This is a genomic window from Streptomyces sp. SA15 (genome assembly GCF_002291145.1).
Taxonomy (GTDB): Bacteria; Actinomycetota; Actinomycetes; order Streptomycetales; family Streptomycetaceae; genus Streptomyces.
Genome location: NZ_NTGE01000035.1, coordinates 1 through 24792, shown reverse-complemented (window position 1 = coordinate 24792; position 24792 = coordinate 1). Strand labels below are relative to the sequence as shown.

Below are 24792 nucleotides of genomic sequence, written 5' to 3'. Positions count from 1 at the left end.
CGCGGGGATGTGCATCGGGAGGATGTGCACCGGGTGTCGGGGACGCCATCGCGTGGCGTCGTGCACGGGGACGGGGGTGCGATCAGGGGATGCCGGATGCGCACCGAAGGAAGGGGTGCCTGCGAGGAGCCGCTTCGAGGGCTCCTCACAGGCGATTCGAGAGGCCCCTTAGAGAACGGACTCCGTGGCGATCGGCGTCGGCTCGTTCGGCCCCTCCGCCACCGTGCCCGTGCCGGGGCCCGCGCTGTCACCGGTGCCCGTCGTCCCGGTCGGGGTCGGCGTGGGCCCGCTGTCGGTCGGGGTCGGGGAGACCGGCGGATCGGTGATCGTCACGGTCGCCGTCGGCGTCGGGTTCGGCACGGTCGGTCCGGTGCCCGGACCCGGCGCGGTTCTCGTCGGGCTCGCCTCGGGGTCGGGGGACCTGCCCGGCCGGCCGGGGCTGGTGGTGGCGCCGGGCGCGGTGGCACCGGCGTCCGGAACCGGGGCCGTACCCTCGCCCGCCGTCGCAGTGGGTCCGGGCCGCACGCCGCCGATGGCGGAGGGCGGCGCCGACTCCTCGGGCTGCGGCGAGGTCTCGACCTTGCCCGCCGGCCGGCCCTCGTCCTGGCCCGGCACCGGCAGCCAGGGGGCGTGGGAGTTGCCCGACAGCAGAGTGGCGACGATGACGACGGCGTAGACCGCGCAGGCGATTCCGACGACCATGCCGATGCGGCGGAAACGGCGGCTGCGGCGCCCCGACTCGTCCACGAAGACCGGCCCGTCGGACCCGTCCTGGCCACCGCCCGGTCCGGCGCCCTTGGCCTGCCGTACGGGCACGTCCTCCAACTGCTGATCGATGTCGTCGAGCTGAACCGTCACCTCGTCCGGGTCATGCGCCGGGTCGGTCCCACCCTGCGGGTTCTGGCCGGAATCCGGCGCGTCCGACTCCTCCCACGGGTCGCGTACGGCGGCGGTCGGTACGGCGGTCTCCGGGCGCTCGCCGGACTCGCCGGCCGACGACAGGGCGTCGGCCCGGTCGGTTCTGCGGGACCGGTCGGCGTCCGGGATGTCCCGGTCGCCTCTACCGGATATTCCGGTCCGGTCCATGTCGGCGGAGGCCTGTCTCGGGATTCCGCTTCCGATGGTCTCCGGGAACGCCTGAGTACCTTCCCCAGTGGCGAAACGGTCATCGGTCGATGCGACCTCAGGCCATTCCGGTTGGGTGTCTTCCCGCCACTTCTTCACGCGCACGCACTTCCCCCCACGGAACAGTTCCAGGTGCGCCTACGACCCGAGCACACGTCGACTGGACCGAGCCCCCACCCGATCCGAGCGCCCCCTTTGTCACGCCGTGCTCAGGGGGCCGAATGTAGCGCAGAGAGAGGGGCTGTGTTCGCTACGTGTCAATACTGTGTGCTCATCACGTCCACGTCATTGGCCGGAATCCATCCCTCGGCAGGCCGTCGCAGCCAGCCCTCCTCGACCGACAGTTCGAGCGCGGCCCGGCGCAGCGCATCGAGTCCGGGATGCACCAGCCCCTTCCGCCACACGAGTGACACCGGTGACAGCGGAATCGGACGCATGAGCGGACGCAGCACGGTGGCAGGCATGGCCGGAAAATCCACCACCACGAGGATCGGATTCCGCGTCTTGGCCATGATCCGCTGGAACTCCTCGTCCCCGACGGCGAGCGGAGCGGGCGGCGCGACCTCGATACCGCGCCCCTCGAAGAGCCGACGCGCGAGGTCGGTCCACTCCGGCGTGCGCGGATTCCCGGCGCCCGCGTACACGGTCTCGCCCGCGAGCGCGGAGAGCGGAACCGCCTCCAGTGCCGCCAGCGGGTGGTCCTCGGGCAGCACGACCGCCATCGGCTCGTAGCGCACGGGCTGGTGGTCGAGGCCCGCCCGCAGCGCCGGGGACAGACCGGCGAACCGCCCGAACGAGGCGTCGAGACGGCCCGCGAGCAACTCGCCCGCCGCGTAGGTCAGCCCGCTCTCGTAGCGGGCCATCAGCTCGTGGTCGGGGGCGAGTTCGCGGGCCCGGTGCAGGACGCGGCGGCCGGTGGCCAGCCCCGGGGAGTTGAGGTCCACCAGCAGGGGCCGGGCCTGCCCGAAGGCGGCGAGCAGCTCGTCCTGCGCCTCCAGGGCGCGGCGCGCGTACGGCAGCAGCCGCTCACCGTCGGCCGTGAGCGTCACCTGCCGGGTGGTCCGGACGAACAGCTCGGCACCCAACTCCCGCTCCAGCCGCCGTACATCCCGGCTGAGCGCCTGCTGGGCGACGTAGAGGCGGGCCGCGGCGCGCGTGAAGTGCAGCTCCTCGGCGACGGCGAGGAAGGCGCGCAGGAGGCGGGGGTCGAGGTGGTGACGGTGGTGACCGGTGGCGGGCATCCGGTGAACTTACAACGGGGGTGCGTGAATCGGTACGGAGAAGGTGTTGGACCCCTTGATCGGCTGCGGGCGACGGTTGGCCCATGCCGCAACCGACCCCGAGGAAGCCACCTCTGTACACCGTCACCGGCGACGCCCTGGTCGCCGTCGACTTCAATCCCCGTACCGGGAACCGCCCGCCCGGCCCGTACCGCCGTCTCTTCACCGTCCCCGGCGCCCGCGCCTTCACCGCCGGGAATCTGATGGCCCGGCTGCCGATGGGCATGTTCAGCGTGAGCGCGGTCGTCATGATCGCCGGTTCCCGGGGCTCGTACGCCCTCGCCGGTGCCGTCACCGCGACCGGGCTGGCGGCGACCGCGCTGGTCGCCCCGTGGACCGCGCGGCTCGTCGACCGGTACGGGCAGGCCCGGATCGCCGTACCCGCCACCCTCCTCGCGGCACTGGGCTCGCTCGCGCTGCTGCTGTGCGTGCGCCACGACGCCCCCGCCTGGACCCTCTTCGCCTCCTACGCCGCCACCGCGACCACCCCCAACCTCGGCGGCATGTCCCGCGCCCGCTGGGCCCACCTGCTGAAAACCGAACCGGACGCCCTGCACACCGCCAACTCCTTCGAGCAGGCCGTGGACGAGCTGTGCTTCATGCTGGGCCCGGTGCTCGCGGTCTTCCTGTGCGGGACGCTCTTCCCGGAGGCGGGCACGCTCGTGGGCGTGATCCTGCTGGTGACGGGCATGCTGCTGTTCGCCGCGCAGCGGTCGACGCAGCCGCCGGCCCACCGGCGGACCGCGGCCAGGACGAAGTCCCTCTTCCGCGCCCCCGGCCTGCCGCCCCTGCTCGCCGTATGCCTCGCCATGGGCGTGGTGTTCGGGGCGATGGAGGTCGTCACGATCGCCTACGCGGACGCGCGGGGTCACCCCTCGGCGGCCGGCGCGGTGCTCGCTCTCCAGGCGGCCGGTTCGTGCGCGGCGGGTCTGCTGTACGGCGCGCTCAAGCCGGCCGGTCCCCCGCGGGAACGGTACGTGTGGTGCATCACCGCGATGACCGCGCTGCTGACCCTGCCACTGCTCGCCGCCGCACTGACCGGCTCGCTCCTCGCCCTGGCGGGCGCGCTGCTGGTCGCCGGGATGGCGACGGCCCCGACGATGGTCACCGGCATGACCCTGGTCCAGGAACGCACACCTGAGGGTCGTATCAACGAGGGCATGACCCTCGCGGTGACCGGCCTGCTCGGCGGGATCGCCGGCGGCAGCGCCCTCGGCGGCTGGCTGGCGGAGCATCTGTCGGCCACGGCGGGATTCGGGGTGCCGGTCACGGCGGCGGCGGTGGCACTGCTGATCTCGCTCGCCTCGTTCGACCATCCGACCACTTGCCGCGATTCTCGCGCTACCCATTGACGCGCCCACAGCTCGCACATACCTTCGCCCGTCGAAGCGCTTCGACGACAGCCATCGAATCGCTTCGATGAATGCTGCGCGACGTCCCCGATATCCATCCGACTCCCCTGGAGGCACTGGATGTTAACGGCACGAAGGCGTGTGACGGCCCTGGCCGCGGCGGCTCTGAGCGGAGCCCTGCTCCTGACCTCCTGCGGAGATTCCGACGGCGGGTCGTCCGGCGACGGCAAGACGCTGAAGCTCTGGCATTACGAGGCCCCGAACAGCGCGATGGGACAGGCCTGGGACGCGGCCATCAAGGAGTTCGAGGCCAAGCACCCGGGTGTGAAGGTGGAGTTCGAGGCGAAGGGCTTCGAGCAGATCCAGAAGACCGCCCCGATGGTCCTGAACTCCTCCGACGCGCCCGACCTCATGGAGTACAACAAGGGCAACGCGACGGCTGGGCACCTCTCCCAGCAGGGCCTGCTCACCGACCTGACCGGCGAGGCGACCAAGCGCGGCTGGGACAAGAAGCTGGCCGCGGGCGTCCGTACCACCAGCCTCTACGACGCCGACGGAGTCATGGGCTCCGGCAAGTGGTACGGAGTGACCAACTACGCCGAGTACACGATGGTCTTCTACAACAAGGACCTGTTCGCGAAGCACGGGATCGCCGAGCCGAAGACGTTCGACGAACTGACGGCCGCCATGGACAAGTTCGTGGCCGCCGGCGTCACCCCGCTCGCCAACGCCGGCGCCGAATACCCCGCCCACCAGTACCTCTACCAGCTCGCCCTGTCGAAGACCGACCGCGCCTGGGTCGACGCCTACGAGCTGTACAAGGGCAAGACCGATTTCCACGACGCCGCCTGGACCTACGCGGCCGACACCTTCGCCGACTGGGTGAAGAAGGGCTACATCAGCGAGAACTCCACGAGCTCCAAGGCGGAGGACGCAGGCGTCTCCTTCCTCCAGGGCAAGTCGCCGATCTTCTTCTCCGGCAGCTGGTGGTACGGCCGCTTCCAGGACGAGGCCAAGTTCGGCTGGGGCACCTTCCTGTGGCCCGACTCGAACCTCACCCTCGGCTCCGGCGGCAACCTCTGGGTGGTCCCCAAGGGCGCCAAGAACAAGGAGCTCGCCTACGACTTCATCGACATCACCCTGTCGAAGCAGATCCAGACCCTGCTCGGCAACAAGGGCGGTGTCCCGGTCGCGGCGGACGCGAGCGCCATCACCGACCCGAAGTCCAAGACCCTCATCGACAACTTCAACACCCTCTCCCAGCGCGACGGCCTGGCCTTCTACCCGGACTGGCCGGTCGCCGGCTTCTACGACGTCCTCGTCTCCGAGACGCAGAAGCTGATGACGGGCGGCGCCAAACCCGACGACTACCTGGACGCGTTGCAGGAGGCGTACGACAAGGACGTACCGAAGCGATGACGGTCACCGTCGAACGCGGCGGGCGGGTCGTCGGCAAACGCCCCCGGGACGGGCGCCCGCACCGCCGCCCCCGCGACTCCTACGCCCTCTTCCTGCTCCCCGGCGCCCTCGCCTTCCTCGCCGTGGTCGTGGTGCCGTTCCTGATGAACACGGGCGTGAGCTTCACCGACTGGGAGGGCGTGGGCTCCCCCGACTGGGCCGGGCTCGCCAACTACCGGGAACTGCTGGACGACAGCGAGTTCTGGGCGTCGTTCCGGCACAGCCTGTTCATGGTCGTCGCCATGGCGGCCGTACCGACGGCGATCGGACTCGTCCTCGCCGCCGCGCTGTTCGACTACGTCGGCAAGCACTACGGCTCCAAGGTCGTGGCCGTCCTGCGCGCCTGCTTCTACCTCCCCCAGGTGCTGCCGATCGCGGTCGCCGGCATCGTCTGGAGCTGGATCCTCGCGCCGGACAACGGCTCGCTCAACGAAGTCCTGAAGGCCGTCGGCCTGGACTCCTGGCAGCAGGACTGGCTCGGCGACCCCGACATCGCGCTGTACAGCGTGATGGGCGTGATGGTCTGGGTCCAGATCGGCTTCCCGATGGTCGTCTTCATGGCGGGCCTCCAGCGCGTCGACCCGCAGCTGTACGAGGCGGCCGAGCTGGACGGCGCGGGCTGGTGGCGCCGCTTCTGGCACATCACGCTGCCGCAGATCCGGCCCGAGATCTACGTCGTGCTGACCTGGTGCACGATCGCCGCGCTGAAGGTCTTCGGCGCGGTGTACGTCCTGACCAAGGGCGGCCCGGGCGGCGCGACCAATGTCCCCTCCTACTTCTCCTTCACCACGTTCTTCGAGAAGACGCAGGTCGGCTATGGCGCCGCGATCTCCACCGTGCTGACCCTGATCATCCTGCTGCTGTCCCTGATCGGCCTGAAGCTCCAGACCCGCGCCGAGGACGCCGAGAGCCTGTCCGCGAGCTCCCGTCGTCCGCCCGCAGGGCGGGCGCTGCGGCGTCCGGTGCGTGCGATCGCAAGGCGCCGGAGCGCCCTCGTGGCGGAGCCACGTGGGCGTTTCGGCAACGCCGCGAGCGTGCGTGCCGGGCGCCGCAGCGCAGGCGGGGGCTCGCGGACAGGCTCTCAGGAAGGGACCCGCGCATGACGACCGCGCTCCGCCGCTACCCCGTCCTCGTCGCGCTGTGCATCGCGGCCCTCTTCATGATCGTCCCGTTCCTGATCGTGGCCGTGAACGCGGTCAAGTCACCGTCCGAGTACGCCCAGAACGGGCCGCTGAGCCTGCCCGAGGGCCTCTACCTGGACGGCCTGAAGGACTTCTGGGAGCGCGTCGACTACACGCAGAAGCTGGTCAACTCGCTGCTGATCAGCGGCGCGGTGGCCGTCCTCGCGGTGGTCCTGTCGGTGCTCAACGCGTACGCGATCGGCATCGGCCGCATCAAGGGCCGCACCTGGGTGCTGGCGTTCTTCGTCCTCGCCAACATGCTGCCGCAGGAGGCGCTGGTCTACCCGATCTACTACCTGAGCAAGGAGGCCGGTCTCTACGACACCCGGCTCAGCGTGATCATCGTGTTCACGGTCATCCAGGCGGCCTTCGGCACGTATCTCCTCTCCTCCGTCCTCGGCCAGTTCCCCCGCGAGATCATCGAGGCCGCCAGGATCGACGGCGCCAACAAGTGGCAGATCCTCTGGCGGATCGTCGTCCCCGTCAGCCGCCCGACCCTCGGCGTGCTCCTGGTCTTCTTCTTCATCTGGACCTGGAACGAGTTCCTGCTCCCCCTGGTGATGCTGATCTCCAACGACAACCAGACCGTGTCGGTGGCCCTCGGTGTCCTCCAGGGCCAGCGCCTGATGGACGCCACGATGACCAACGCGGCCGCCCTGCTCGGCGTCCTGCCCGCTCTCGTGTTCTTCCTCGTCTTCCAGAGAACCCTCACCCGTGGCATCGCCGTGGGTGCCGTGAAGTAAGGAACCCCCCACATGAAGTTCACCGACGGCTACTGGCTGTTGCGCGAGGGTGTCACCGCGGCCTATCCGGTCGAGGTGCTCGACGTCACCGCGCAGGACGGCGCGCTGGAGATCCACGCGCCGACCCAGCCCATCCGCCACCGCGGCGACCTGCTGAAGGGACCTGTCGTGACGATCAGCGCACACGCGCCGATGCCCGACGTCATCGGCGTCACCTTCACCCACTTCGACGGCGAGCAGCCGCGCGGCCCCGAGTTCGAGCTCACCAGGGAGGACGTCCCCTCTCAGGTGGCGTACGACGACGAGCACGCGACCCTGACCTCGGGCGAGCTGTCGGTCAGGGTGGCCCGCACCGGCCCCTGGCACGTCGACTTCCTCGCACACGGCCGCACGCTCACCTCGAGCGCCACCAAGGGCATGGGCATCATGCGGGACGCGTCGGGCGGGCACTACCTGCGCGAGCAGCTGAGCCTCGGGGTGGGAACGTCCGTCTACGGCCTCGGTGAGCGCTTCGGTCCGCTGGTCAAGAACGGCCAGGTCGTCGACATCTGGAACGCCGACGGCGGCACGGCCACCGAGCAGGCCTACAAGAACGCCCCCTTCTACATGACGGACGCGGGCTACGGCGTCTTCGTCGACCACCCGGGCAAGGTGTCCTTCGAGGTCGGCTCGGAGGTGGTCTCCCGGGTGCAGTTCAGCGCGGAGACACAGCAGTTGACGTACTACGTCATCCACGGCCCGTCTCCGAAGGAGATCCTGCGCAAGTACACCGCCCTCACCGGCCGCCCGGCCCTGCCGCCCCCGTGGTCCTTCGGCCTGTGGCTGTCGACGTCCTTCACCACCTCGTACGACGAGGAGACCGTCACCTCCTTCATCGAGGGCATGAGGGAGCGTGAACTCCCGCTCTCCGTCTTCCACTTCGACTGCTTCTGGATGCGCGAGTTCAACTGGTGCGACTTCCAGTGGGACCCGCGGGTCTTCCCGGACCCGGAGGGCATGCTGGCCCGGCTGCACGCGCGGGGCCTGCGAGTCAGCGTGTGGATCAACCCGTACATCGCCCAGCGCTCCCCGCTGTTCGCGGAGGGCAAGGCGCTCGGGCACCTGCTGAGGCGGCCGGACGGCAGTGTCTGGCAGTGGGACCTGTGGCAGCCGGGCATGGCGCTGGTCGACTTCACCAGCCCGGCGGCCCGCGACTGGTACGCCTCGAAACTGGAGGCGCTGCTCGCGCAGGGCGTCGACTGCTTCAAGACCGACTTCGGCGAGCGGGTGCCCGTCGACGTGGCCTGGTCCGACGGCTCCGATCCGGAGCGGATGCACAACTACTACACGTACCTCTACAACCGCACGGTTTTCGACGTGCTGCGCAAGCACCGGGGCGAGGAGGAGGCGGTCGTCTTCGCGCGCTCGGCGACGACGGGGAGCCAGAAGTTCCCGGTGCACTGGGGCGGCGACTGCGAGGCGACATACGAGTCGATGGCGGAGTCGCTGCGGGGCGGGCTGTCTCTCGGACTCTCGGGCTTCGGGTTCTGGAGTCACGACATCGGCGGTTTCGAGGGCACGCCGTCGCCGGCGCTGTTCAAGCGGTGGGTCGCCTTCGGACTGCTGTCGTCGCACAGCCGCCTGCACGGCAGCTCCTCATACCGGGTGCCTTGGCTGTTCGACGAGGAATCGGTCGATGTGCTGCGGCACTTCACCCGGCTGAAGCTGCGGCTCATGCCCTATCTGTACGAGGCCGCTCGCACCGCCCAGACCGAGGGGGTGCCGATGATGCGGGCGATGGTCCTGGAGTTCCCGGACGACCCCGGGTGCGCGCATCTGGAGCGGCAGTACATGCTCGGGCCGGACCTGCTGGTCGCGCCGGTGTTCTCCGACGACGGGGAGGTGGCCTACTACGTCCCCGAGGGCACCTGGACGCACTTCGTGACCGGTCGGACGGTGACCGGGCCGCGCTGGGTGCGCGAGAACCACGACTTCAGAAGCGTGCCGCTGCTGGTGCGGCCCGGGGCGGTGATCCCGGTGGGGGCGGTGGACGACCGGCCCGACTACGACCACTCCGACGGGGTCACGCTCAGGGCCTACGGTCTGGAGCGGGGCGCGCAGGTGACGGTACGGGTCGGGGAAGTGGCCTTCACCGTCGTACGCGAAGGGGATCTGCTGCGGGCGTCCTGCAGCGACCCCTCGGCGCCCTGGGGGCTGGCCGTGGGCGGCGGACGTGAGGTGCGGGCGCAGGCCGGTACCGGGTTCCTCACGGTGGAGTCGGCCTGATGGTCAAGATCACTGACGTGGCGCGGCACGCCGGGGTCTCCCCCAGCACCGTCTCCTACGCCCTCAGCGGCAAGCGCCCGATCTCCGAGGAGACCCGGCGCCGTGTGGAGGAGGCCATCCGCGAGCTGGGCTACCGCCCGCACGCGGGCGCGCGGGCACTGGCCAGCAGCAAATCGAACGTGCTGGCGCTGGTGGTGCCGCTGCGGGCCGGCATCCACGTACCGACCGTCATGCAGTTCGCGGTGTCGGTCGTGACCACGGCCCGCCGCTACGACCACGACGTACTGCTGCTCACCCAGGAGGAGGGCGAGGACGGGCTGAGCCGGGTCACCGACACGGCGTTGGTCGACGCGCTGATCGTGATGGACGTACAACTGCACGATCCCCGGCTACCGCTGCTGCGGTCCCTGGACCGCCCGTCGGTGATGATCGGCTTCCCCGCCTCCGCAGAGGGTCTGACCTGCATCGACCTCGACTTCAAGGCGGCGGGCGAGGCGTGCGTGGAGCATCTGGCGCGGCTCGGGCACCGCACGGTGGCGCTGGTCGGCTCCCCGCCGGAGGTGTACGTCCGGCAGACCGCCTTCGCCCAGCGCGTGGTCCAGGGCTTCACGGCCGCCGCCGACCGCAACGGGCTCGCCTCCTCGGTCCACCCCTGCGAGGCCGCGCCCGACGCCGCCCGCGAGGTGGCCGAGCGACTGCTGCGGGAGCAGCCCGCGTTGACCGGTGTCGTCGTCCACAACGAGCCCCTGCTGGAACCCCTGATCGACGCCTTCGAACAGCTGGGCCTGCGCGTCCCCGCCGACCTGTCGGTCACCGCGATCTGCCCGGACGAACTCGCCGAGTCCCCGCGCGTCCCCGTCACGTCCGTCGCCGTGCCGTCCGCCGAAGTGGGCACGCGGGCGGTGGAGTTGCTGATGCGGAAGCTGGGGGGTGCGGACGTGCCGGAGGCGACGTTGCTGGCGCCGAGGATGACGGAGAGGGGGAGTACGGGGCGGCGGGCGGTGGCGTGAACAGTGGCTGATCGGGGTGCTGGGTGGGGGGCTGTTGTGCTGTACTTGGAGGGCGGGCGCCGCCTGGGGACCCAATGCTTTAGTCAGGCGGAGGCCCAAGCTCACCAGGAGCCTGTCGGATGTCCCCAATCCGTGTGGGGATATGCGGCTAGCTGCTGAGCCACCAGAGCAGGTGGGCCCCGCTCGGAGCGCTAACTTCGAGCGGGGCCCGGCTCATCAGGAGCCTGTCGGATGTCCCCAATCCCTGTGGGGATATCCGGCTACCTGCTGAGCCACCAGAGCAGCCACCTCCTCGCGTGCTTCGCCGCCCGCTCCGGAAGGAGTCGGATCAGCCGCATGACGAGAGTCGGTTTCTGCTCCTCGTGACAGCCCATGTGGGGGCGTCCTCCCTTCGACGTGAGGCGGCCAGTCAGGGTCCCGGGACCGCTCTCGTCGGGCCGGGCCCCGAAGAGGAGGGGCCCGGAGTGAAGGGAGGACGCGCCCATCGGGCGCGTCACAACGTCAGGCTATCGGCCCAAAAGACCTCTTCTGTACGGCAATCCACACGCGTCACCTGTTCGAGGGATCAACGCTGTCGGGGCCAAAGCAGTGTGGCCGGTGGAGCGGAGGTCCATGGTTGTTCTCTCCGCTCCACCGGCCACGTTCAGCTCGTGCCTACAACTGCCGGTCCCCTTGCCAGGTGATGGACGTCAGCGCGGCCAGACCGCCATGGGCCAGGCCTTTGTAGGTCACTGTCCGGTCAGGGCCGAGCTCATGGGCTGCTCGCCTCGCCAACTCCGCCCCTTCGCCGAACAGCCGTTCCCACTCGGCGTCGTACTTGCCGTCCTCCCGGTCCCTCAGGTCCAGGTTCAGCGTGGTGTCGATGCTCTTCGCCCACGCGTACAGATCGGCGACGAGGCCGTCGGAGAGGTCCAGCGCGGCGGCGGGATCGTCGGGAAAGAAGTCCCCGAACCCTTCGGAGCGCAGCGGACCGAACTTGTACTCGCCCTCGACCGTGAGGTCGACCGGGTGCGGCGGTGTGCCGTGGCTGTCACGCTCCCAGTGGAGGCGGTCGCAGCCCCAGCAGACCCACTTCGCCGTCCTGTGCCGCTCGTCCCAGTAGCGCACCACCCATGCAGGCCCGAGATGCCTGGCCAGTCGCTGGGCTGTCGCCAGCCCCTGCTTGTCGTGCTTGCGCAGGTCCGGGCGGGAGGTGAAACCCTCCGGCGGACGGGCCAGCGCCCAGGCGCGCAACGCGTCCGTCAGATCGGCCGGGAGGGCCAGCCGGTCGTCGTCCAGCGGAACGTCACGAGTGAAGGCACCGAGGTCTTCGTAGGCACCGGCATCCTCCGGCTCGTACACCGGAGACGGCTCGCCCCGGGCCTGCACGAGTACGTGCCGCGGTTCTTGGCGGGTCATGCGATGTTCGCTCCGATCACGTATCCGTTGTCACCCACGCTAACGGCCACACGCTGGGTCTTGCCGTGGAAGGCGACCTCGAAGATCGGTCTGCCGGCCCCCTGGGTGCCGACCCTCGTACCCTCGGTCAGGGCCGTCTTCACGAGGGCCGGGATGTCCTCCACCCGGACACCGGCGTTCGCGAACTCTCCCGCGTGCCGGAACATGATGTGGGTCAGGCCGGCGTTCACGGTGCCCTTTTCGAGCCAGGCGAGGGGTACACCGGGCTTGGCGTACTCGATGATCCAGATCGTGTTCGCCCTGTCGAACTTCACGCCGGCGTCCTTGAGCTTGTCCAGCAGCTTGGGGTCGAGGGTGCCGCGGGCGATCTTGGCCCGTTCCGCCACGCCTTGCGCGATACGCAGCCCCAGGCCCGCCGCACTCATGGCGTCGCCGACCTTGGCGGCGCCCTTCTCCCCGTAGATCACCTTCAGTTCCGCGAGTACCTGCGCGGCGTTCTCACCGGTCTTGATGGCCTGCTCGGCACGTGCGACCAGCTTGGCCGCCTGGGCCAGCTTCGTGGCGATCGAGGGCGGTACGAGCATCCCGGCGGCCCAGGCGCAGCTGGACTTGTCGCCGTGGTAGCAGCGGGCGACGTCACCCAGCACGATCTCGTACAGGACCGCGCCGGCCTTCTCCCCGAAGAGGTTCTGCCAGCCGGTCCGGGTGATGTCACCGAAGCTGAAGTGGTGCGTCCAGTTCTGCTTCTGATTCTCGAGCGTCTCCGAGCCGAGGAACACCGTGTCCGCCTGCGGGCAGCCGGCCTCGGTGGCGGGGACGTCGGGGTTGGCGCAGTAGTAGTAGCTGACCGTGATGTCGAGGTTCAGCTCGTACGTCACCGTGCAGCCCTGGGGCACGTAGTCGCATGCGTTGAGCTGCTTGGCCGGTCCGGCCTCGGTGACCTTGTCGACGACGTAGAAGACACTGTCGACGCCGGTTCCGGCACCTGAGGCGACCTGCTGGTTCGCCTCCTTCCGTGCGGCCTCCTCCGCCGCCTGCTGTGCGGACTCCGCGTACTTCTGCGCGTCCTTCGCCGCCGCCTCGGCCGCCGTGGCTTCCTCGGCGGCGCGGGTGGCCGCCGCGCGGGCGTCCTTCGCCGCCTGTTCGGCCTCGGACGCGGCCGTGCGCGCGGCCTCGGCGTCCAAGGCCGCCTGGTCGGCGGAGGCGCGGGCATCCTTGGCATAGCCCTCGGCGCGGCCCGCCGCCCTGTCGGCTGCTGCCGCGTCCTCCGTGGCCTGTCGGCCGTGCTCGATCGTGCGGGCCAGCGACTTCTGCGCTTCCGCCGCGTAGCCCGCGGCCTCGGAGGCGTAACCGAGCGCCTCCTTCGCCGACTTACGGGCGTCGGCCGCGAAGCCGGCGGCCTCGGCGGCCAGCGTGTAGGCGGCCTTGGCGTCACCGGTCGCCGCGTTGGCGAGACTCTGTGCCTGCGTGGCGTTCTTCTGGGCGTTGGCGGCGTGCGGCTCGGCCACGGCCTTCTGCTGCTCGGCGATCGTCTTCGACGACTGTCCCGTCAGGACCACGAGCCCGGCCGCGAAGTCCGTGGTGACGTAGGGGGAGCCGAGCTGGATGGCGTCGTTCGCCGGAGCGGCGACCTGCCGCGCCGAGTTGCCGGCGTCCTCCGCGGCCTGGGCGGTGATGTACGCGTGACCGGCGGCGTCCGCCGCACCCGCGACCGCCTTGGCCGCCTCGGCCTTGGACGCGTCGGCCTGCTTCTTCGCGTTGGCGGCGTCCTTCTCGGCGTCGTCGGCGAGTTCGTCCGCCAAACGGGCCGCCGAGGCGGCGTCCTGGGACGCCTTGATCGCGTCCGCTGCCGCGCTCGTCGCCGTACGCACCGCCGCGTCCGCCTTCAACTTGGCGGCCTTGGCGTCGTCGGCGTCGGAACGGGCCCGCTTGGCCGCCGCCTCCGCGCGCGTCGCCGCCGCGTCGGCGTCGGCCGCCGCCTTGGTCGCCGCGTCCGCCTCGGAGCGGGCCGACCTCGCGGCCGCCTCGGCGTCATCGGCGTGCCGGTCCGCCTCGTCCGCCGCCGCGCGCGATTCCTTCGCGTCGTCGGCCGAGTCATGGGCTGCCGCGTAGGCGTCCTTAGCGTCGGCCTTGGCACGGGCCGCGTTCGCCTTGCTCTCGGCGTCCCAGGCGTCGTCCCGCTTGCCCTTCGCACGGTCCCGCGCGGCTTCCGCGTCCTGGCGCTTCTCGCGTGCGGTGGTCTCGGCGGCCTCCGCCTTGCCCTTGGCCTCGCCCGCTGTCTTCGCGTAGCCCTCGGCGTTGTTCTTGTGCTGGGCGGCCTCGGCCTGCTTCTGCGCGGCGAGTTCCTTCTCCGCCTTCGCGGTCTGCTCCTCTTTCTCCGCCGACAGCCGCTTGGCGTGCGCGACGGCGGCCGCCGCCTTCGCGTCCGCCTCGGCCTTCTGCGTCTCAGCCAGCTTGGCCTTGGCGGTGTCGCGGGCGGTCTTGGCGTTCTGCGCCTGTACGGCAGCCGCGTCGGCGGCGGCCTTCGCCTGCGCCCTCGCCTCGTTGGCGGCGGCCGTACGGAACGCGGCCTTGGACGCGGCGGCCTGCGTCACGGCACGGGCGGCGATGGTGGCGCTGTCCCCGGCGGAGGCGCGGGTGGCCGCGTAGGCGGTGTCACCGGCCTTCGCCATGGCCTCCAGAGCGGCGGCGGACGCCTTCGTCACCTGCGCCTTCTGCTGTCCGACGAGTAGACCTCGACCCCGGGGAGCACCCGCCTTGTCAGCGATCGCGTAGGCGGCCTGCGCAGCGGTGTCCGTGTTCGTGGCCGCCGTCTTCGCGGTGGTGGCCTGGGCCTTGAGCAGGTCGAGCTGCTTCTTCGCCGCGGCCTGGGCGTCGGTGACGCCCTTCTTCGCCTTGTCGAACTGGGCCTTGGTTGGGTAGCTCAGGGAGTCGGTGCCGTTGTGACCGGACGGCGTGATGTCGAACTTCTGCGGGTTGGTGCCCTTGCGGTCCCACATGCGCGCGTCACGACTGTTGTCGTAGGTCGCGAGATCGAGGCAGTTGCCGGTGCCCGGGTTGTACAGGCGTGTGGTCGCGTGGGTGTTGTACTGCCACTTCTGGGCGGCGGTGTTGTTGCACGTCCAGATCTGCAACGCCGTGCCGTTCGCGGTGCCGGAGCTCTTGATGTCCAGGCACTTGCCGGAGTTGACGTTGACCAGCGCTTCGCCGCTGATCTGCCACTTCTGCCCCGCGCCGCCGTTGCAGGTGTAGATCTGCACCGGCGTGCCGTTGTCCTTCTTGCCTCCGCCCACTTCGAGGCACTTGTCGGCTGCACCGTGCGCGTGGATGACCATCGGGCTGTCGCCGATCCAGCCGGGGCCGCCGGCGGACCAGTAGTCCTGCCAGCGGGCCAGGTGGTCGGCGATCCACGACTGGCCCAGCATCTCGCCCAGTGCCTTGGCACCGGCGGCGAGGGCCTTGGTGGCGCCGGCGTTGGCGGTGAGGATCTGGTTGCGCTGGGTAGCCTGGGCAGCGATCTCCTGCTGCCATTCGGCAGACGCGTCGGCGACCTGCTTGCCGAGGACCTTGCTCGGGTCGACGGGGCCACGCCAGGCGCAGGAGGCGAACCGGGCCTTCAGGTCCTCGACGGCGATGCGGTGTTCGACGCTGCCGGGCTCGGGGGCGGTACGCGGGAAGCCGCCGGACGCCAGGAAGATGCGGGCGTTGTCCGCGCCCGTGGGTTCCATGGACCAGTTGATCAGGTGGTCCCAGGCCTGATGCTCTTCGTACGCCTGCCGCCACTGCGGAGTGGGGAGTGTCGGGTCCGGGTCCTTGCCGTAGAGCGGGGTGCCGAGATCCTTGACCGCCTTGACGGTGGCGTCGTCGGCTTTCGGCGTCGGGTCCTCGTAGAAGCCGCCCTCGTCCAGCCACATGCGCTGGCCGACCCATGCGCCGAGTCCGGTCTGGTCGAAGAAGTCCTTCTCACTGCTGCCGGGCAGGCCGGGCGGGTCCTGGAAATCGGCCACGCTCTTGAATCCGCCGGGAGTGGGCAGCCCCGACAGCGGCTTCTGCCAGACGTTGAACCGGGCGTACAGCTGGTCCGCCACGCTGTGCGCCGCGTCCCTGTCCTTCTTGTACGCGGTGCTCAGCGGGGTGTCGTTCCAGTACTCCTGGTTCGCCGCGACGTGCAGCTTGTCCGGCGGCTGGTTCAGCCCGTCCTGTGCCGTTTCGAGGGCATGAACAGCCCTGGTCTGGAACGCAAAAGAGCATCCGTTCTTCGTGTGGGGAGGGCAGGGCGAAGTGCCCGTCCGAAGACGTGGAGGCGCCGTGAGGCGGTCAGGAGGCTGTACGGCTGCTCAGATACGCGTCAGAAAGCGCGGCATGACGAACGGACCCCTCCCCCGTAGCGACGGTGTCCCCCCGGTCGCTGGTTGACGTGCGCGGCAGCGGAGTGGTCAGCTCCGCCTACGACGCGACTGAACGGTAACCAGCCTGTGCGTCACATGTGAAGAGAGTGTTCGCAAGCGTTTCGGAAACGTAGTGAAACTGACCGGACCATGCCAGAGCCCGGGACACGACAAAGGCCCCGCCGCTCGCAAGCGACGGGGCCTCTGCCCACATGGGGTGCCCACACGGGGTGGGCGAGTGGAGATGGCGGGAATCGAACCCGCGTCCAACGGTGCGGAACCAGGGCTTCTCCGTGCGCAGTCCGCTGTGCTTTTCTCGGCCCCGGAGATCACGCGGACAAGTCTCCGACGGGCTCAGTCACTGTTTGTTTCCCTCTTCACCCCGTGACCGGGATCGAGGTTTAGTTCCCTGAATGATGCCAGGATCCGGGTCGGGAACAGCCCCGGGCTGACACTCCCTTAAGTAGGAGAGTTCGCGCTCGCTATCTGATCAGACGGCGAGGGCGTACTCAGCCTGGGAGGGCTGTGCCTTGGTATTGGCAGTTATTTTTTCGGCCTGTGGTTTACGAGATCATGGCCGCTTCCTCGACACGCTTCCCCTGCTTCGACAGCCGCTGTCGAAACCGATCATCCCCATGTTGTGTTTTCAATCAGCGCACCCGCTGTGGGATGCAGGTGCCATCGTACGTGACCAACGCACATCAATGCCACCGTATTCCCGGCGGTCACCCGACCGTCGTACCGGGTTCAACGCACTCCTGCGCCGGGACATTCCCGCCCGGCCCACCGGCTCACGCCCGCTGCTTCCTCCGCACCGCCGAGATCACCTTCTCCGCCTCACGCCGGTCCTGCTTCTCGCGGAGCGTCTGACGCTTGTCGTACTCCTTCTTGCCTCGCGCCAGCGCGATCTCGATCTTCGCCCGGCCGTCCTTGAAGTACAGCGCGAGGGGCACGATCGTGTGACCCGTCTCCTGGGACTTGGCCTCGAGCTTGTCGATCTCGAGGCGGTGCAGCAGGAGCTTGCGCTTGCGGCGGGCGCTGTGGTTGGTCCAGGTGCCCTGGCTGTACTCCGGCACGTGCACGTTGTGCAGCCACGCCTCGTGCCCGTCGAGCTGAACGAAGCCGTCGACCAGCGAGGCACGCCCCTGACGCAGCGACTTCACCTCGGTGCCGGTGAGGACCAGACCGGCCTCGTAGGTGTCGAGGATCTGGTAGTCGTGCCGCGCCTTCTTGTTCTGCGCGATCAGCTTGCGCCCTTTTTCCTTAGCCATAGTGCGACCATTTTCGCACTACGGAGGGGGTGGACGGGAAGCGCATTAACAACGGCCACAGGGGCAGGAACGAGGCCGCTACTGCCCGAGCCCGCTGAGCACCGTCTCCGCCCGCTCCACGACGTGCTGCTCGACGTCCAGGTCGGGCGTGATGCCGTGGCCGTCGACCCCGCGGCCGGACGGGGTGCGGTAGTGCCCGACGGTCAGCTCGGCGACGGACCCGTCGGGCAGCCGGCTCGGCATCTGGACCGAGCCCTTGCCGAAGGTGCGGGAGCCCACGACGACCGCGCGGCCGCGGTCCTGCAGGGCGCCGGTGAGGAGCTCGGCCGCGCTCATCGTGCCGCCGTCGACGAGCGCGACCAGGGGTCTGGTGGTGTCGCCGCCGGGCTCGGCGTGCAGGGCGCGCTGGTCGCCCTCGACGTCGTACGTGGCGACCAGGCCGCCGTCGAAGAAGGCGGAGGCGGCGGTGACGGCCTCGGTGACCAGGCCGCCGGAGTTGCCGCGCAGGTCGAGGATGATCCCGGTGCCGATCGGGGCCTGCCGTACGGCGGTGCGCACCCGGTCGCCGGAGCCCTTGGTGAAGGCGCCGATCCTGATCACGGTGATGCCGCCGCCGGCCAGTGTGCGCACCGTCACATCGTCCGTGGACAGGCGGGCCCGGCGCAGTGTCTCGCTCCACGCGCGCGTGCCGCGTTCCAGCCCGAGGCGGACGGTCGTACCGGCGGCCGCGTCCTTCGCGTCACCGCGCAGCAAGGAGACGACCTCCGTGACCGGTCGCCCGTCTACCTTCCTGCCGTCGACGCTGCGCAGCCGGTCGCCCTCGTGGATCCCCGCGGCGGCCGCGGGCGAGCCGGAGGCGACCTTCGCCACCTCGATACGGCCATCGCCCTCGCGCCGCGCCCACAGGCCGACGCCGGTGTACTCGCCGTCGAGGGCTTCCTCGAACTCCTCGTACTCGCCCTGGGAGTAGACGGCGCCCCAGCGGTCGCCGCTGCGGCTGACCGCGCGTTCGGCGGCCTCCATGGGGGACTTGCCGTCGGCCATGGCCTCCTCGGCCGCCTTCGCCACGTCCTCCTGCGGGCTCGCGTACGCGGCCGAACGGGCCCGGTCGGAGGCGGATTTCCGGTCGAGGGGCTCGGCGGCCGGAAAGGAGCCGGTCGCGGCACCGGCCACCAGCACGCTCGCGAAGACCAACGTCAAGGCGGCCCCGCGACGGACGCGGCGGGGCTGACAGAACGGGTCTTGGCCTGACATGCCGGTGAGTCTAGGACAACGCGAAGAGCCGCACGGCCGGTTGACCGTACGGCCCTCTTGGCATGCGTCACACCTTCAAGTACTTGCGCAGCGCGAAGAACGCGGCCAACGCGGGCATCAGCAGACTCGTCGCCAGGATGAGCGGCAGCTTCGTCAGTACGGCGTCCCAGCCGATGAAGTTGATCAGGTTCAACTTCTCGGACAGGGCCAGACCGTGGTCGATCAGGAAGTACCGCGCGATCACCAGGAACCCGCACGCGACCGTGCCGCCGATCAGCCCGGCGACCGCGGCCTCCATGATGAACGGCGCCTGGATGTAGAAGCCCGAGGCGCCCACCAGGCGCATGATCCCGGTCTCACGCCGGCGGCTGAACGCCGAGACGCGCACGGTGTTGACGATCAGCATCAGGGCGACGACCAGCATCAGGGCCATGACGGCCCGCGCGGCCCAGTTCATGCCGTTGAGCAGCCCGAAGAGGTTGTCCAGAATGCCCTTTTGGTCCTGCACCGACTGCACGCCGTCCCGTCCGTCGAAGGCGGTGGCGATGACCTGGTACTTCTCCGGGTCCTTCAGCTTGATGCGGTACGACTCCTGCATCTGGTCCGGCGTGAGGGAGCTGGCCAGCGGGGAGTCCCCGAACTGCTCCTTGTAGTGCTTGTACGCCTGGTCCTGCGACTCGTAGGTGACCGTCTGCACGACCGACGACATCTTCTTCAGGTCGGCGAGGATGTCCTTCTTCTGGTCCTCGGTGACCGCGCCCTTGGCGCAGTTCGGGTCGGACTCGGCGTCGCTCTTGTTGCAGAGGAAGACCGAGACGTTGACCTTGTCGTACCAGTAGCCCTTCATGGTGCTGACCTGGTCGCTCATCAGGAGCGACCCGCCGAACAGGGCGAGCGACAGGGCGACGGAGACGATGACGGCGAAGGTCATCGTCAGGTTGCGGCGGAGACCGACACCGATCTCGGAGAGTACGAACTGGGCGCGCATGGCGTCTGGTTAAGCCTTTCCGTGGAGCATGTCGGTCGTCAGTGCTGGTAGCCGTAGACGCCGCGTGCCTGATCGCGGACGAGGCGTCCCTTCTCCAGCTCGATGACGCGCTTGCGCATCTGGTCCACGATGTTCTGGTCGTGCGTCGCCATCACCACGGTCGTGCCGGTCCGGTTGATCCGGTCGAGCAGTTTCATGATGCCGACGGAGGTCTGCGGGTCGAGGTTGCCGGTGGGCTCGTCCGCGATGAGCAGCTTGGGCCGGTTGACGAAGGCGCGCGCGATGGCCACGCGCTGCTGCTCACCTCCGGACAACTCACCGGGCATCCGGTCCTCCTTGCCGCCGAGCCCGACGAGGTCGAGCACCTGCGGCACGGACTTGCGGATCTCGCCGCGCGACTTGCCGATGACCTCCTGCGCGAAGGCCACGTTCTCGGCGACCGTCTTGTTCGGCAGGAGACGGAAGTCCTGGAACACCGTCCCCAGCTGGCGGCGCATTTGCGGCACCTTCCAGTTGGAGAGGCGCGCGAGGTCCTTGCCCAGGACGTGCACCTGACCGTGGCTGCACCGCTCCTCGCGGAGGACCAGCCGCAGGAAGGTGGACTTTCCGGAGCCGGAGGACCCCACGAGGAACACGAACTCGCCCTTCTCCACTTCCAGGGAGACATCCCTGAGTGCGGGGCGGGTCTGCTTGGGGTAGACCTTGGAGACATTGTCGAATCGGATCACGGATGCACCACGGGTCGCCGGGGGTAGATGAGCGTGACCATACGCGAACCGGGTACGGGACCGCAGTCACCGGTAGGGGTTGCGCGAGGGTTGTGCACTTTTGTTCCGGGCAACCTGTAAACGGGGCTGAGAAGCATGAAGGCGCCCGCGCAGCCTCCGGGGGAACCTGGCATCGTGGAGGGGAACGTTCGCACCGCCGCGGACGTTGAGATACACGGAACCGGCGCAAGGAGGGCGAGGCGCATGACGTACGACCGGTTGGTGTGCGCGAACTGCGCGGCGCCCGTGAGCGAGGGCCGGTGCCCCGTGTGCCGTGCGAACCGCGAGCGGCTGCAGCAGGAGAACCTTTTCGCGGGGCTGAACCCCATGGCGCTGATCGCCCTGCTGGCGGTGCTGATCGCGGCGGTGGCGCTGCTGGCCCACCAGACCGCATAGGGCGGCACAAGGGCCGTACAGGACGTACGAGGGGCCCCGGAGCGATGCACGCTCCGGGGCCCCTCGCCGTATGACGCGCGTACGTTGCGTACGCGGACGGCTACCGTCAGGCAGCCGCTCCGCCCCGGCCGCCCATGAGGCGCGGCAGGACGCGGAAGCCGACACCACCGGCGATCATCGTGGCGGCGCCGATGATGAGGAAGGTGGTCTGGCCGGAACCGGTCTCGGCGAGCTCGTCACCGTTACCCTGGGCCGCCGCGTCGGAGCCGGACGGGGTGGTGTCCGTGCCCGTGTCGGTCAGGGACGAGGAACCCTCTTCCTGAGGAGCGGTGCCGCCGTCGGGGTCGGTGTTGTTGCCACCGCCGGCACCGTTGCCGTTCCCGTTGCCATTCCCATTGCCGTTGCCGTTCCCATTGCCGTTCCCGTTGCCCGGGTCGGTCGGGTCCTCGGTGGGCTCGGCGGGGGGCTCCTCGGTGGGCTCGGTCGGCTCCACCGTGGGCGGCTCCTCGGTGGGAATGCCCGGGTCGGTCGGCAGGTCCGTCGGCGGGACCTCCGGGTCGGTCGGGAGACCGGTCGGCGGGTCGGTCGGGTCCTCCGGCGGGGCGGGCGGCTGCGTCACGCACCCGAGACCCAGGAAGCCGCAGTCGTCGGCGGAAGCGGCGCCCGCGGCGGTCAGCGAAGCACCGGCGGCGATCACCGCACCGGCGGCCACCCGCGCGATCCGGATCCGCGTCTTGTTGGTCATCTGGTTGCTACCCCCAGTAGCTCATCGTCAGTGAGGCGGCGCTCGGGACCGTGATTCGACGGAGGTAGCTGGACTCAAGCCCCCGGATTCACATGCGCCCCAGAGATACGCATGCCGCGCGTTACCTTTCCCACTTTTCAGAGCAACGTCAAGGGCGTTGCGTGCGCAATGTCCAACTAAGAGATCAATGCCGGAGATTGAAGCCTGTGAGTGTGATGTAAAACCCAGACATCAGGCATGCAAGCGGGCGCACAAAAGGCAACTGCCGCCGGGAGGGCGACAGTTGCCTTGTCGACAAACTTACTTCTCCTGCTGCTTGCGCCAGCGAATTCCGGCCTCCAGGAACCCGTCGATCTCACCGTTGAACACGGCTTCGGGGTTGCCGACCTCGAACTCGGTGCGCAGGTCCTTGACCATCTGGTATGGGTGCAGGACGTACGAACGCATCTGGTTGCCCCAGGAGTTGCCCCCGTCCCCCTTCAGGGCGTCCATCTTGGCCTGCTCCTCCTGGCGGCGCCGCTCGAGCAGCTTGGCCTGGAGGACGTTCATCGCGGTGGCCTTGTTCTGGATCTGCGACCGCTCGTTCTGACAGGAGACGACGATGCCGGTGGGGAGGTGCGTGATACGGACGGCGGAGTCGGTCGTGTTGACGCCCTGGCCGCCGGGCCCGGAGGACCGGTACACGTCGATACGCAGTTCGCTCTCGTCGATCTCGACGTGGTCGGACTGCTCGACGACGGGCAGGATCTCCACGCCCGCGAAGGAGGTCTGGCGGCGCCCCTGGTTGTCGAAGGGGGAGATGCGCACCAGCCGATGGGTCCCCTGCTCGACGGAGAGGGTGCCGTAGGCGTACGGCGCCTGTACGGCGAAGGTGGTCGACTTGATGCCGGCCTCCTCGGCGTACGACGTCTCGTAGACCTCGGTCTTGTAGCCCTGCTGCTCCGCCCAGCGCAGGTACATGCGCTGGAGCTTCTCGGCGAAGTCGGCGGCGTCGACGCCACCGGCCTCGGCGCGGATGTTGACGAGCGCCTCGCGGGCGTCGTACTCCCCGCTGAGAAGGGTCCGCACTTCCATTTCGTCCAGCGCCTTCTTGACGGCGACGAGCTCGGACTCGGCCTCCGCGCGGGTGTCCGGGTCGTCCTCCTCCTCGGCCATCTCGAACAGCACGGCGAGATCGTCGATCCGTCCGCGCAGCGCCTCCGCCTTCCTGACCTCGGCCTGGAGGTGGGACAGCTTGCTGGTGATCTTCTGCGCCTCGTCCGGGTTGTCCCACAGGGACGGCGCGGCCGCCTGCTCCTCGAGCACGGCGACGTCTGCCCTCAGCTTGTCGAGGTCCAGAACGGCCTCGATCGACTCCATGGTCGAGGAGAGGGATTTGAGCTCTTCGGATACATCGACGACTGCCACGCCTCCCAGCGTAACGGCTGTGGCAACCGACCTCGGTCGTCCGGTGCCGGGCGCTCGTCACCGGGGGCGGAGCCCCGGCGGTCACGGCGTCGCAGGTGCCGAGTTCTTCGTGTCCTGGGGAGTCGCTCCGGCGTCGTCCCCCGACGTGGCCACCCACGTACCGACCCCGGCCGCGGCCACCAGAGCCACCGCGGCCACCCCCAAGGCAACCCTCCGCCGCCGAGTCGCCGCCCGGTGCCGAGCGGAACCAGGACGTGGCGCACCCGCGGCCCGAGGCGCCCGGGCGGTGCCCCGCGCACCCCCCGCCAGCTCATCCGGCCCCGGCACCCTCATCGACGTATGCGTGTCCCGGTTGGAGTCGGCCGGCTTCGCCCCCGGCACCAGCGGCACCGCCCCCCGCCGCACCGGCGCCGAGGACACCGGCTCCTCCGGCGGAGCCTGAGGCTCCTCCGCGGACTCCGCGTCCGGCTCGTCCACGTCCAGCGGCGGCATCCCCGCCAGCATCGGCAGCAGCTCCCGCAGCCGCGCGCCCAGCTCCGAGGCCCGCAGCCGCGAGGCCGGCGCCTTGGCCAGGCACTGCACGACGAGCTGCCAGAGTTCGTCCGGGATGCCCGGGAGGGGGACGACCGTCTCGGTCACATGGCGGCGGAGCACCGCGCCCGGATGCCCCCCGCCGAACGGCGTGAAGCCCGCCAGCAGCTCGTACAGGACCGTGGCCAGCGCGTAGATGTCGACCGATGCCCGGGGCGGCAGCCCCTCCACGATCTCCGGCGCCAGATAGTCCGGCGTACCGATGATCTTCGTGGCCTTCGTCCGCCGAGGTGAATCGATCAGCTTCGCCACTCCGAAGTCCGTCAGCAGCGCGGGGTGCGACCCGCCCGGCCCCAGCGGCCCCTGCATGTCCAGCAGCACGTTCTCCGGCTTCACGTCACGGTGCACGACCCCGGCCGCGTGCGCCGCCGCCAGCCCGTCCGCCACGTCCGCGACGATCGCCACCGCGGCCTCGGGCGCGAGCCGCTTCTCCCGGTCGAGCCGGGTGCGCAGGTCCGTGCCCCGCACGAGGTCCATGACCAGCGCGAGGTCGTTGCCGTCCACCACCAGGTCGCGCACGGAGACGACGTTCGGATGCTCCAGGCCGAGCAGCGCCGTGCGCTCCTGCACGAAGCGTCCGACGAGCTCCTGGTCGGAGGCGAGGTCCTCGCGCAGCAGCTTGACGGCGACGGGCCCCTCGGGTCCCTCACCCAGCCACACCGTGCCGGCGCTGCCCCGCCCCAGGATCTGGTGGGCGGTGTACCGGCTGCCGATCTTCCGTGCCAAGGCTGCTCCTACTGACGCGTGTTGTCGCTAAAACTACGCGCAGGAAGAGCCAACCTTCACCGCGGAGACAGAAATCACCCGCCGGGTGTCGACAAATCACCAGAGTGGCCTCTACTGGCCAGCCTCTACTGGCCGGAGGAGCCCCCGCCCAGGTCCTCGATCCACCCGGTGACATTGGTGAACCAGTCGCTGAGCTGCTCCCAGTAGCCCTTGCCCGTGCCGATCCAGTCCTGCAACGGGCTCAGCTCCCAGACCAGCCAGCCCGCCACGAACAGGATGACGATCGTGAACAGGCAGCCCTTGAGGCAGCCGAGACCGGGGATCCTCATCCGGTTGGCGCTGCGCTGCCGGGGCTCGCGCGCGGGGCGCTGGGGCTCCGGCTGCGGGGGCGGCGCGTACCGCTGCGGCTGCGGCTGCTGCCGGGGCTGCTGCGGCGGGGCGTACTGC

General features: G+C 69.7%; 17 protein-coding genes, 1 other RNA gene and 2 pseudogenes. 7 read left to right on the top strand and 13 right to left on the bottom strand.

Annotation, left to right across the window (positions count from 1 at the left end):
• Positions 1-168: 168 nt before the first annotated feature.
• Both CLM62_RS05285 and CLM62_RS05280 read right to left on the bottom strand, forming a co-directional pair.
• Complete coding sequence (locus CLM62_RS05285) at positions 169-1086, bottom strand: hypothetical protein (protein WP_179381951.1); 918 nt, start codon at positions 1084-1086, stop codon at positions 169-171.
• Between the two features lie 296 nt (positions 1087-1382).
• Positions 1383-2366 carry a LysR family transcriptional regulator gene (locus CLM62_RS05280; protein WP_095748688.1) on the bottom strand — a complete coding sequence of 328 codons (984 nt, stop codon included), beginning with the start codon at positions 2364-2366 and terminating at the stop codon, positions 1383-1385.
• Positions 2367-2449: 83 nt separating this feature from the next.
• On the opposite strand from CLM62_RS05280, the gene CLM62_RS05275 reads away from it, so the two are divergent.
• From CLM62_RS05275 to CLM62_RS05250, 6 genes and pseudogenes are all read left to right on the top strand, one after another.
• Positions 2450-3757, top strand: a complete 1308-nt coding sequence (locus CLM62_RS05275) for an MFS transporter (RefSeq protein WP_095748687.1) — start codon at positions 2450-2452, stop codon at positions 3755-3757.
• Between the two features lie 120 nt (positions 3758-3877).
• Positions 3878-5176: an ABC transporter substrate-binding protein gene (locus tag CLM62_RS05270; RefSeq protein WP_095748686.1), complete on the top strand. Its 1299-nt coding sequence runs from the start codon at positions 3878-3880 to the stop codon at positions 5174-5176.
• A pseudogene (locus CLM62_RS05265) lies at positions 5173-6123 on the top strand (carbohydrate ABC transporter permease); the annotation flags it as partial. The gene CLM62_RS05270 and the pseudogene CLM62_RS05265, both read left to right, overlap by 4 nt.
• Positions 6124-6314: 191 nt before the next feature.
• Positions 6315-7139: a carbohydrate ABC transporter permease gene (locus CLM62_RS05260; protein ID WP_095748685.1), complete on the top strand. Its 825-nt coding sequence runs from the start codon at positions 6315-6317 to the stop codon at positions 7137-7139.
• Between the two features lie 12 nt (positions 7140-7151).
• Positions 7152-9404, top strand: coding sequence for an alpha-xylosidase (yicI, locus tag CLM62_RS05255; RefSeq protein WP_095748684.1), 2253 nt, complete (start codon positions 7152-7154; stop codon positions 9402-9404).
• Complete coding sequence (locus CLM62_RS05250; protein ID WP_095748683.1) at positions 9404-10414, top strand: LacI family DNA-binding transcriptional regulator; 1011 nt, start codon at positions 9404-9406, stop codon at positions 10412-10414. Before yicI ends, CLM62_RS05250 begins: the two co-directional genes overlap by 1 nt.
• 654 nt (positions 10415-11068) lie before the next feature.
• Here the strand turns inward: CLM62_RS05250 and CLM62_RS05240 are convergent.
• The 7 genes from CLM62_RS05240 to ftsE form a co-directional block, all read right to left on the bottom strand.
• On the bottom strand, positions 11069-11812 hold the full coding sequence (locus tag CLM62_RS05240) for a hypothetical protein (RefSeq protein WP_095748681.1): 744 nt from the start codon (positions 11810-11812) through the stop codon (positions 11069-11071).
• Positions 11809-15900 carry a ricin-type beta-trefoil lectin domain protein gene (locus CLM62_RS05235; RefSeq protein WP_373559109.1) on the bottom strand — a complete coding sequence of 1364 codons (4092 nt, stop codon included), beginning with the start codon at positions 15898-15900 and terminating at the stop codon, positions 11809-11811. The genes CLM62_RS05240 and CLM62_RS05235 overlap by 4 nt, the downstream gene beginning before the upstream one ends.
• 536 nt (positions 15901-16436) lie before the next feature.
• Positions 16437-16835: a transfer-messenger RNA gene (ssrA, locus tag CLM62_RS05230) on the bottom strand.
• 156 nt (positions 16836-16991) lie between these two features.
• Positions 16992-17471, bottom strand: coding sequence for an SsrA-binding protein SmpB (gene smpB / locus CLM62_RS05225; protein WP_095748679.1), 480 nt, complete (start codon positions 17469-17471; stop codon positions 16992-16994).
• A 78-nt stretch (positions 17472-17549) separates the two neighbouring features.
• Complete coding sequence (locus tag CLM62_RS05220; RefSeq protein ID WP_095748678.1) at positions 17550-18725, bottom strand: S41 family peptidase; 1176 nt, start codon at positions 18723-18725, stop codon at positions 17550-17552.
• Positions 18726-18792: 67 nt separating this feature from the next.
• On the bottom strand, positions 18793-19713 hold the full coding sequence (ftsX, locus tag CLM62_RS05215) for a permease-like cell division protein FtsX (protein ID WP_095748677.1): 921 nt from the start codon (positions 19711-19713) through the stop codon (positions 18793-18795).
• Between the two features lie 38 nt (positions 19714-19751).
• Positions 19752-20441 carry a cell division ATP-binding protein FtsE gene (gene ftsE, locus CLM62_RS05210; protein WP_067235911.1) on the bottom strand — a complete coding sequence of 230 codons (690 nt, stop codon included), beginning with the start codon at positions 20439-20441 and terminating at the stop codon, positions 19752-19754.
• 243 nt (positions 20442-20684) lie between these two features.
• Between ftsE and CLM62_RS05205 the strand changes: the two genes are divergently transcribed.
• Entirely contained in the window at positions 20685-20876 is a 192-nt protein-coding gene (locus tag CLM62_RS05205; protein ID WP_053851796.1) for a hypothetical protein, read from the top strand.
• A gap of 106 nt (positions 20877-20982) precedes the next feature.
• Here the strand turns inward: CLM62_RS05205 and CLM62_RS05200 are convergent, their stop codons facing one another.
• The 4 genes and pseudogenes from CLM62_RS05200 to CLM62_RS05185 form a co-directional block, all read right to left on the bottom strand.
• Positions 20983-21621, bottom strand: coding sequence for a hypothetical protein (locus CLM62_RS05200; protein WP_095748676.1), 639 nt, complete (start codon positions 21619-21621; stop codon positions 20983-20985).
• Between the two features lie 300 nt (positions 21622-21921).
• Positions 21922-23028, bottom strand: coding sequence for a peptide chain release factor 2 (gene prfB / locus CLM62_RS05195; protein WP_095748675.1), 1107 nt, complete (start codon positions 23026-23028; stop codon positions 21922-21924).
• A gap of 81 nt (positions 23029-23109) precedes the next feature.
• Positions 23110-24345, bottom strand: a complete 1236-nt coding sequence (locus CLM62_RS05190) for a serine/threonine-protein kinase (protein ID WP_095748674.1) — start codon at positions 24343-24345, stop codon at positions 23110-23112.
• 125 nt (positions 24346-24470) lie between these two features.
• Positions 24471-24792 (bottom strand): annotated as a pseudogene (locus CLM62_RS05185) (serine/threonine protein kinase); the annotation flags it as partial.